7 protein-coding genes and 2 pseudogenes are annotated in these 9,837 nt (G+C 72.1%); 6 read left to right on the forward strand and 3 right to left on the reverse strand.

The window, feature by feature from the left end; all coding sequences use genetic code 11:
* Positions 1 to 1,123 (reverse strand): annotated as a pseudogene (locus RH94_RS42950) (ABC transporter substrate-binding protein); the annotation flags it as partial.
* Positions 1,124 to 1,490: 367 nt separating this feature from the next.
* Here RH94_RS42950 and RH94_RS10145 point away from each other — a divergent pair.
* Genes RH94_RS10145 through RH94_RS10160 form a run of 4 tightly spaced genes read left to right on the forward strand, consistent with a single transcriptional unit; the run spans position 1,491 to position 5,404 of the window.
* Positions 1,491 to 1,778, forward strand: a complete 288-nt coding sequence (locus RH94_RS10145) for a hypothetical protein (protein ID WP_073947287.1) — start codon at positions 1,491 to 1,493, stop codon at positions 1,776 to 1,778.
* Between the two features lie 22 nt (positions 1,779 to 1,800).
* Complete coding sequence (locus RH94_RS10150; protein WP_073947288.1) at positions 1,801 to 2,637, forward strand: hypothetical protein; 837 nt, start codon at positions 1,801 to 1,803, stop codon at positions 2,635 to 2,637.
* A gap of 26 nt (positions 2,638 to 2,663) precedes the next feature.
* Positions 2,664 to 4,637: a fumarate reductase/succinate dehydrogenase flavoprotein subunit gene (locus RH94_RS10155; RefSeq protein ID WP_073947289.1), complete on the forward strand. Its 1,974-nt coding sequence runs from the start codon at positions 2,664 to 2,666 to the stop codon at positions 4,635 to 4,637.
* Complete coding sequence (locus RH94_RS10160) at positions 4,634 to 5,404, forward strand: succinate dehydrogenase/fumarate reductase iron-sulfur subunit (RefSeq protein WP_073947290.1); 771 nt, start codon at positions 4,634 to 4,636, stop codon at positions 5,402 to 5,404. Before RH94_RS10155 ends, RH94_RS10160 begins: the two co-directional genes overlap by 4 nt.
* A gap of 18 nt (positions 5,405 to 5,422) precedes the next feature.
* On the opposite strand, the gene RH94_RS10165 is transcribed toward RH94_RS10160, so the two are convergent.
* Positions 5,423 to 5,746, reverse strand: coding sequence for a hypothetical protein (locus RH94_RS10165; protein ID WP_143203990.1), 324 nt, complete (start codon positions 5,744 to 5,746; stop codon positions 5,423 to 5,425).
* A 28-nt stretch (positions 5,747 to 5,774) separates the two neighbouring features.
* Entirely contained in the window at positions 5,775 to 6,965 is a 1,191-nt protein-coding gene (locus tag RH94_RS10170) for a glycoside hydrolase family 18 protein (RefSeq protein WP_073947292.1), read from the reverse strand.
* Positions 6,966 to 7,180: 215 nt separating this feature from the next.
* Between RH94_RS10170 and RH94_RS10175 the strand changes: the two genes are divergently transcribed.
* Both RH94_RS10175 and RH94_RS10180 read left to right on the forward strand, forming a co-directional pair.
* Complete coding sequence (locus tag RH94_RS10175; RefSeq protein WP_234425669.1) at positions 7,181 to 8,638, forward strand: hypothetical protein; 1,458 nt, start codon at positions 7,181 to 7,183, stop codon at positions 8,636 to 8,638.
* An 86-nt stretch (positions 8,639 to 8,724) separates the two neighbouring features.
* A pseudogene (locus tag RH94_RS10180) lies at positions 8,725 to 9,837 on the forward strand (ADP-ribosyltransferase); the annotation flags it as partial.

Raw genomic sequence — 9,837 nt, forward strand, 5'->3', positions numbered from 1 at the left:
GGGGGCCGCCCGAGCCGTTGAGGGCGAGCTGGGTGTAGGCGGGCTCCAGCGACTTGCGCACCCGAACGTCGCGCAGCGACTGCTGCTGCCGCAGGCGGGTGGTGAGCGACTTGCCCTCCTCCTCCAGGGCGCGCAGCTCCCGGTCGGCGTCCTCGTCCTCGGCGCCGTGCGTCAGTGCCCAGGAGCGCAGCGCCCTGGCGGCGGTGCGGCCGCCGGCCGGGCTCTGGAAGAGCGAGCCGCCCTGGGCGCCGGCGGCCTTGATCCGGGAGACGTCGGCGGGGTCGATGTCGGCCACGTCCACGGAGCCGTCGGCGAGCGCCGCGGCCCGCTTGTCGCGCTCCACCTCGTGCAGCACGATCTCGGACAGCTTGGCCGGGCGGCCCCACCAGCGCGGGTTGCGGGCGAGGACGACGTCCTTGGCCTTGACGTCGATCTTCTGCACGGCGAACGGGCCCGCGCTGACCTTCAGCTTCTTGCGGGCACCGTCGTTGAAGGAGTTCGCGGCGCCCATCACGTCCTTCGGGTACAGCGGCGAGAACAGCGACTGCCAGTCGGCGTAGGGGCGGGCGAAGGTGACCCGGACCTCCAGGTCGCCGGTGCCGCGCTCGACCTTCTGGATGCGGTCGTAGCCGGCGTTGCGGGCGGTCCAGTACGCGGAGTCCCTGCCGGACAGGGCATGCCACTGGGCGGCGAAGTCGGCGGCGCCGATCTCGCGGCCGTCGCTCCAGACGGCCTGCTGGTTGAGCCGGTAGACGACGACCTGCTTGGGCTCGGTCTCCACCACCCGGGCGGACTCCAGGTAGTCCTCGTCGCGCTGCGGGCGGCCGCGCGCGTCCATCCGGAACATGGCCGGCAGCACCGCCTGGGCGATCCGGGTGGTGCCGGCGTCGGCGTCCGCCTGGAAGGTGTTCAGCGTCTGCGGCATCGCGTCCACGGCCCAGCGCAGTCTGCCCCCGTCGGCGATCTCGTGGCGGGCGGCGGGGGCGATGTCCTGTCCGGCCAGCGGTTTGCCGCCCTCGTCGTCGGAGCCGCAGCCGGCCAGGAGGGGCACCGCGAGGACGCCCGCGGTCAGGAAGGCGACCGAGCGCGTGAGCGCGCGCGACCCGACACCGTCGTAGGACATCTGTGCTACCTCCGTGGAGCGCGCTGCCGCCGGTAGCCCGGGTGGGGTTTGTCATATTTGGCGGTATTTTGGTGCTCATCAGATCTACGGCTCACTGAAGAGGAAAGGGTTCGCCGTCCGGAGGCGACACGGCGGCGCGGGCCTGGAAGGCCACCCGCCCGGCGCAACACGCGCCGAGCACACGACCTGACCGTCACCGGGCGCACACAGAGTGAACACAGAGCGCATGCGAGCGTGCGCGAGGGACGTGCAATCCGCCAATCGCCGCACATCCCCTTCCCACCGGCAGGTGTGACGCGCAACACTCGCAGACGCATGAACGTTGCCGCCTAGGGCCGCCGCACGGCCCGTGGAAGTGAGGTACGTCATGTCCGTGCACGACGACCTGACATCGGTCCAGCACGCCCTCGACGACCTGCTGCGGTCGGTGAGCCGGCTGGAACAGCAGCTCGGCGGCGGGCTGGAGATACGCCGCGTACGCACCGACGCCGATCACCTGCGCGAGAGCGTCACCCTGCTGCGCGATGCCTCCCAGGGCCCCGCCGCCACGCAGCGCCCCGCCCTCGTCACCATCTCCGACGCGCCCTACGACATCTCCCTGTGGACGGACTCGGACGACGAGGGCCTCGGCGCCCGCGGCCGCCACGCACCCTGACCCCACCGACCGGAGCCCCACGTTGGCCACTGGCACGGAACCCCCGGACACAGAACCCCATACGCTCCGCGGCGGCGTCCGCTCCCCGGCGCGCGCCGCGATCACCGCCCCGCACCTGCGGACCGACCGCTGGTGGCTGGCGCCCGCCGCCACCACGGCCGGTCTGCTCGCCTTCGTCGTGTACTCGACCTGGCGGGCCTTCGCGAACACGCACTACTACGCGGCCCCGTACGTCTCGCCGTTCTACTCGCCCTGCCTGGCGCGGAACTGCGAGACCATGCAGGCGGGCCCCAACTACGACCTCTTCGGCGGCTGGTGGGTGATCTCCCCGGCGATCATCATCCTGATCTTCCCGCTGGGCTTCCGGCTGACCTGCTACTACTACCGCAAGGCCTACTACCGGGGCTTCTGGGCGTCCCCGCCGGCCTGCGCGGTCGCCGAGCCGCACAAGAAGTACACGGGCGAGACGCGTTTCCCGCTGATCCTGCAGAACGTCCACCGGTACTTCTTCTACGCGGCGATCCTGGTCGCCGGCGTGCTGACCTACGACACCGTGCTGGCCTTCCGCGACCAGCATTACCGCTGGGGCCACATGGGGCTCGGCACGCTCGTCTTCCTGCTCAACATCGTGCTGATCTGGGCGTACACGATCTCCTGCCACTCCTGCCGGCACATCGTGGGCGGGAAGCTCAAGCACTTCTCGAAGCATCCCGTGCGCTACCGCTTCTGGCAGTTCGTGAGCAGGCTCAACGCCCGTCACATGCAGTTGGCCTGGGCCTCGCTGTTCAGCGTGGCGCTCGCCGACTTCTACGTGTTCCTGGTCGCCTCCGGCGCCTTCGACGATCCGCGCTTCTTCTAGCGACGTACCGGTAAGTGGGGTCTGTGATGTCCGTGGTGGACCGGCAGGAGTGGGACGTCGTCGTGGTCGGCGCGGGCGGCGCCGGGCTGCGCGCGGCGATCGAGGCGCGCGAGCGCGGGGCGCGTACGGCGGTGATCTGCAAGTCGCTGTTCGGCAAGGCGCACACGGTGATGGCCGAGGGCGGCATCGCGGCGGCCATGGGCAACGCCAACGAGCACGACACCTGGCAGGTCCACTTCCGCGACACCATGCGCGGCGGCAAGTTCCTCAACCAGTGGCGGATGGCCGAGCTGCACGCGCAGGAGGCGCCGCAGCGGGTGTGGGAGCTGGAGACCTGGGGCGCGCTGTTCGACCGTACGAAGGACGGCCGGATCTCGCAGCGCAACTTCGGCGGGCACGAGTACCCGCGCCTGGCGCACGTCGGCGACCGCACCGGCCTGGAGCTGATCCGGACGTTGCAGCAGAAGATCGTGTCGCTGCAGCAGGAGGACTTCAAGGAGACCGGAGACTACGAGTCCCGCCTGAAGGTCTTCCAGGAGTGCACGGTGACGCGGATCCTCAAGACCGTGTCCGACAGCGGCTCCGCCGCGGGTGACCGCGTCTCCGGGGTCTTCGCCTACGAGCGCGAGTCCGGCCGTTTCTTCGTGCTGGAGGCGCCCGCGGTCGTGATCGCGACCGGCGGGATCGGCAAGTCCTTCAAGGTGACGTCGAACTCGTGGGAGTACACCGGCGACGGCCACGCCCTCGCGCTGCTCGCCGGGGCGCCGCTGCTGAACATGGAGTTCGTGCAGTTCCATCCGACGGGCATGGTCTGGCCGCCGTCGGTGAAGGGCATCCTCGTCACCGAGTCGGTGCGCGGCGACGGCGGGGTGCTGCGCAACTCCGAGGGCAAGCGGTTCATGTTCGACTACGTCCCCGACGTCTTCAAGGAGAAGTACGCCGAGTCGGAGGAGGAGGCGGACCGCTGGTACGAGGACCCGGACAACAACCGGCGCCCGCCGGAGCTGCTGCCCCGTGACGAGGTGGCCCGCGCGATCAACTCCGAGGTGAAGGAGGGCCGCGGCTCGCCGCACGGCGGGGTGTTCCTCGACGTGTCGACGCGGATGCCGGCGGAGGTCGTCCGGCGGCGGCTGCCCTCGATGTACCACCAGTTCAAGGAGCTGGCCGACGTCGACATCACGGCGGAGCCGATGGAGGTCGGTCCGACCTGCCACTACGTGATGGGCGGCATCGCGGTCGACTCGGACACGGCGGCGGCGCGCGGGGTGCCGGGGCTGTTCGCGGCCGGGGAGGTCGCGGGCGGCATGCACGGCTCCAACCGGCTCGGCGGCAACTCACTGTCCGACCTGCTGGTCTTCGGACGCCGGGCGGGCCTGCACGCGGCCGAGTACGCGCGGTCGCCGGCGTACGGGCGCCCGCCCGTGGACGACGTCCAGGTGGACGCGGCGGCGGCGGAGGCGCTGCGGCCGTTCTCGGCGGAGGAGGCGGGGGCCGGGGAGGAGGCGGCGGCCGGAACGCCGCCGGAGAACCCGTACACCCTGCACCAGGAGCTCCAGCAGACCATGAACGACCTGGTCGGCATCATCCGCCGCGAGGGCGAGATGGAGCAGGCCCTGAAGAAGCTCGGCGAGCTGCGGGTACGGGCCCGGCGGGCCGGGGTGGAGGGGCACCGGCAGTTCAACCCCGGCTGGCACCTCGCCCTGGACCTGCGGAACATGCTGCTGGTCAGCGAGTGCGTGGCGCGGGCCGCGCTGGAGCGCACGGAGTCGCGCGGCGGGCACACCCGCGAGGACTGCCCGTCGATGGAGCGCGACTGGCGCCGGATCAACCTGCTGTGCCGGCTGACCGACCCGACGGGCGGCCTGGCGGCGACGGACCCGGTCCGCGGCCAGATCGCCCTCACCCGGGAGACCACCGAACCCATCCGCCCCGACCTGCTCGCCCTCTTCGCGAAGGAGGAGCTGGTCAAGTACCTCGCCGAAGAGGAGCTGTACGAGTGAGCAGCTATGAGGCCCGCTTCAAGGTGTGGCGGGGTGACGCGCAGGGCGGCGGCCTGGAGGACTTCGAGGTCGAGGTCAACGACGGCGAGGTGGTGCTGGACATCATCCACCGCCTCCAGGCCACCCAGGCGCCGGACCTGGCCGTGCGCTGGAACTGCAAGGCGGGCAAGTGCGGTTCGTGCTCCGCGGAGATCAACGGGCGGCCGCGGCTGATGTGCATGACGCGCATGTCGGTCTTCACCCGGGAGGAGACGGTCACCGTCACCCCGCTGCGGACCTTCCCGGTGATCCGCGACCTGGTGACGGACGTCGGCTACAACTACACCAAGGCCCGCGAGGTCCCCTCCTTCGTCCCGCCGGCCGGCCTCGGGCCCGGCGAGTACCGCATGTTCCAGGAGGACGTGGACCGTCCGCAGGAGTTCCGCAAGTGCATCGAGTGCTTCCTGTGCCAGGACGTGTGCCATGTCGTGCGCGACCACGAGGACAACAAGCGGGCGTATGCCGGCCCGCGCTTCCTGATGCGCGTCGCCGAACTCGACATGCACCCCCTGGACGCCGCCGCGGAGACGGGCCTGGACCGCAAGCGCGCGGCCCAGGACGACCACGGCCTCGGCTACTGCAACATCACCAAGTGCTGCACGGAGGTCTGCCCCGAGGGCATCAGGATCACCGACAACGCGCTGATCCCGCTGAAGGAACGGGCGGTGGACCGCAAGTACGACCCGCTGGTGTGGCTGGGGTCGAAGATCCGGCGGCGGTCGTCGTAGGGGCGGCCCGGAGGCGGCTCAGGGGGTACGGGCGGGGCGCCGGGACAGTGCCTGCACGAACACGCCCAGGAAGAACACGGCCATTCCCATCGCCGCGAAAACGAAGTGGTCGGCGGGCCGGCCGTCGAGCAGGGCGAACATGGTCGTGATCGGGCCGAAGAACAGGAACGCGGCCATGCCGACCGCGCCGATCAACGTCCCGTAGCCCCACAGTCGCGGCCGCAGAACCCGTTTCCAGGTGAACGGCGGCACCCATCCGGTCGTGATCCCCGCGATCCCGGCCACGGCCGCCCCGATCACGACCAGCACGGCCAGCACGGTCGCCCCCACTGCTGTCTGCATGTCGATCATCCTCCCACGAAGGCCGTGGTCATGACAGGCGAGCCCAGCCTTCCCGGTACGCGGTCCAGTCGTCCTCCGTGGCGGCGAAGTCGACGTACAGGGCGACGCCGAAGCGTTCGCGGCCGGGGTCCGTGCGGGAGAGGCCGAGGCGGACGCCCCGGACGGCGGCGGGGACCGTTTCGGCGGAGGCCCGGTGGCCGAAGCGGTCGTCGTGGAAGAAGGGCAGGCCCATCAGCAGGTCGGTGGTGGGCGGAGTGACCTCCAGGGCGAGGGAGGTCTGCTGGGCGACGTAGCCGCCGTACAGGCTCCGCAGCGGCTGCATGGTGTCGTACGACATCAGCGCGACCTGGTCGACGCGGCGGGCGACCTGACCGAAGTACGCCTGCGACCACCACTTGGGGTGGCCGGTGAACGTGCCCCACAGGGAGTGGAACGCGGGCAGCGGGTCGATCTGGTGGGCGGCGACGGAGAGGAGGGCGCCGTGGGCGCGGGTGACCTCACGCAGGTCGTCGAGGAGGCCGAGGTAGTGGCGGTCGCCGGAGTGCAGCGGCTCCAGGTCGAAGTGGACGCCGTCGAAGCCGGCCGCCAGGACCTCGCGGGTGGAGGCGACCACGGCGGCGCGCGTCGCGGCCCGCTCCAGCCGCATCCCGTCGGGGCTCTCGGTGGCCAGTACGTCACCGAGCCACGCCTGCACGCGGACGCCGGGGAGCGCCCGGTGCACGGCGGGTACCAGCCAACCGGCCCTGGTGTAAGCCGACTTCGGCAGGGTGCCGTCGTGTTCGAGCGGGCCCGCGTGCACGTACAGGTCACGGATGCCGGTGGAGCGCAGCCGGCGGGCGAGGGCCTGGACGTCGGCGTCCTTCTTCCGCCCGTCCACCCAGGCGTGGCCGAGCCAGATCGCGTCCTGGTTCCTGGTGTACGTGCCGTCGGCGGGGTCACCCGTGTAGTTCACACGGAGGGCGGTCTCGGCAGCGAGGAGGGAGAGGAACGGCAGCAGGACGAGGACGAGGGCCGTGCGGAGGGCCCAGCGGAGGCGGCGTCGGCGGCTGCGGGTCGGGGGCGGAGGCGGAGGCGGAGGCTCGTGAGCCTGATCGGTGTCGGGCCGCGCCGTGCCACTGCTGCTCTCCGTGCCACTGCTGCTCTCCGTGTCACTGGCGCCCTCCGTGCCGGTGGCGCTCTCCGTGCCGGTGGCGCCCTCCGTGCCGGTGGTGTTTTCCATGCCGGTGCCCCCTCCCGCGTCGCCGTGTCCCGCCCGCCCCACTACTGACGCAGCCCCGGTCGCCTGCCCGGCCGGGTGGTCATACGCTCCGAAACGTGACGTCATCCCTGTCCCGGGCGGCCGGGCCGCGGCGCGCGGCCCCGCGCCCGGCCGTGCGCTTGGCGCGCGCTGTGCTGGGCGGCGTGGTGGGGCTCGTGTGGCTGCTGCTTCCTTGGATGACGATCACCAGCGGCTCCGCGGTTGCACTCCCCCGGGCCGGTGCGGCGACCGTCGCCGCCGCACCGCGGCAGGACGAGACCTCGGCGGGGTACCTCGCCCTGCCGCTCGTCGTGGTGGTGGCGGCGGGCGTGCTCGCCGGGTACGGGTACGTACGGCGGACCCGGCGGGCGAGGACCCGTACGACTCCGGGCGGCGGCCCGACCGCGCCGTCTCCGCCACCGTCCGACGAACTCGACAAGCGGTCACGGGAGTTGCTCGTCCGGGCGGACGACTGGGTGCGCACCAGCGGTGAGGAACTCGGCTTCGCCGAAGCCCGGTTCGGCACGGCGGCCACCGCTCCTTTCGCACGGGCCGTACAGGCCGCCGGGGCGGAGCTGGCCGCGGCCTTCCGGATGCGGCGGCGCTACGACCAGGGCGTCCCGGAGGACCCGGCGGCCCGGCGGCAGGCGCTGGCCGGCGTGATCGGACGCTGCGAGGAGGCCGGCCGGCTGCTGGACGCGGCGGCCGGCGGGTTCGACGAACTGCGCGGTCTGGACCGGGGCGTCGGCGGGGCGCTGGAGGTGGCGGAGGCACGGTTCCGGGAGCTGACGGGCCGGACGGCGGCGACCGAAGCGGTACTGGCCGGCCTCGCCCGGCGATACGTCCCCTCCGCCTCGGAACACGTCACGGGATACGTGGAACAGGCCAAGGACCGCCTGATGTTCGCCACCGCCCGCCTCAACCGGGCCCGTCAGCAGGCCGACCGGGGCGAGGGTGAACAAGCAGCGGGCCAACTGCGCGCCGCCGAGGGCGCCGTGGTCCAGGCGGCCGTGTTCCTCGACGGCGTCGAACGGCTCGCCGCCGAGCTGGACGAGGCCGCGGCGATGGTTCCGGCCGCGCTCAGCGGGGCGGAGGCGGAGAGAGCCGGCACCGCGGTCCGGCTCACGGACGTACCGGCGGGTGAGGCGCGGGCCCGGATCCTGCACGCCGACTCCGTCCTGGCCTCCGTACGACAGGAGTTGACGTCGGGACGGCCGTACGACCCGCTGGACGTCCTGCGCCGGATCGTCGAGGCGGCGGCGCCGCTCGCCACGGGACGCACCGGCGTACTGTCCGCTGCCGCCCTGCTCACCGCCCGCAGCGCCACCTCCGCCGCGGCCGGCTTCGTCACGACGCACCGGGGTGCGGTGGGTACCGCGGCCCGCACCTTGCTCACCGAGGCGGAACGCCTCCTCGCCACCCGGCCCTCCACCGACGCCCCGCACGCCGACGTCCTCGCCCGCGAGGCACGGCACCACGCCGAGCAGGACGTCCGCACCCACGGAAACCCGTACGCCGAGCCGGACACCCACACCCCCGGAACCGCCGGAGCCGTCCTCGGCGGAATCGTGCTCCCAGGCTCCTCCCCCGCGAGCATCACGCCGAGCTTCGGCGGTCCCCGCACCCGGAACCGCCGTACCGTTCAACTCGTCTGACTCTCCGTTAACCCATTTGTATGATGATGAGACCATGACACGGGTCGGTTCGGTCTGGCAGTGCGGACGAACGGGGGCAACGGGGCGTGATCAGTCCGGGGGAGATTCCGCAGTTCACCGGGAACCTGGAGCAGCTGGAGCAGGACTGTGCCGGTCTGAAGGCGGACGCGGGGCATGTCCGGGACACCGGGCAGGCCGTGCACACCGGGTTCCAGGGCCTGTCGGCGTACTACTCCGCGCCGGAGGCGGAGCAGCTGTTCGCGACGACGCGGCCGGTCAAGGACCGGGCGGACGGTTTCGCGGACCAGCTGGAGACGGTCTCGTCGGCGCTGTCGGCGTACGCGACGGAGGTCCGCCCGCTGGCGGACAAGCTGAAGGAGCTCAAGGCCCGGGCGACGACGTTCGTCGACTCCGTCAAGGACGACGAGAAGTGGGAGTACGACGGGGACAAGGTCGAGGCGCACAACGCGCTGCGGGACGAGATCACGGCCACGGTGGCGGCGTTCTGGGCGGCGGAGCGCACCTGCCACAACAAGATCGTCGCGCTGGTGCCGGGCGGCACGCCGGTGGTGGCCGGCGACGGCTCGGACCGCAAGGACCAGTACGGGTTCACGGCCGAGGACATGAAGGACGCCCAGCTTCCCTGGGGCGACCCGGTGGAGGAGCGGCACCACTGGTACGAGGTGGGGCACTGGACGAAGTCGTTCGTGTGGGACGGTCTGATCGTCGACGGGGTGTGGGGGACGATCAAGGGTCTGGGCACGCTGGTGGGGGTGGACGGCTGGGAGGCGGCGGGGCAGGCGTGGAAGGGCCTGGGCCAGCTGGCCACCGGCCTGGTGCTGACGGCGGTGCCGGTGGTGGGGGCGGCGTTCTGGCTGCTGCCGGACGACAAGCTGCCGTCCTGGGTGCGGGACTCGCGCACGGCGATGAAGGAGACGGGCAAGGCGCTGGTGGCGTGGGACGAGTGGGGCAAGAACCCCGCCCGCGCGGCCGGGGCGGTCACCTTCAACGTGCTGACCACGGTCTTCACCGGCGGCGCGGGCGGTGCGGCCGCGGGGGCGGGCAAGGCGGGCGCGGCGGCCAAGGTGCTGTCGGCGGCGGGCAAGGCGGGCCGGGCCCTCGACCCGATGACCTACGTCGCCAAGGGCGCCGGCGCGGGCCTGTCGAAGGTCGGCGACATCAGCAAGGCCCTGAAGGGC

This window comes from Streptomyces kebangsaanensis, from assembly GCF_001906585.1.
Lineage (GTDB): Bacteria > Actinomycetota > Actinomycetes > Streptomycetales > Streptomycetaceae > Streptomyces > Streptomyces kebangsaanensis.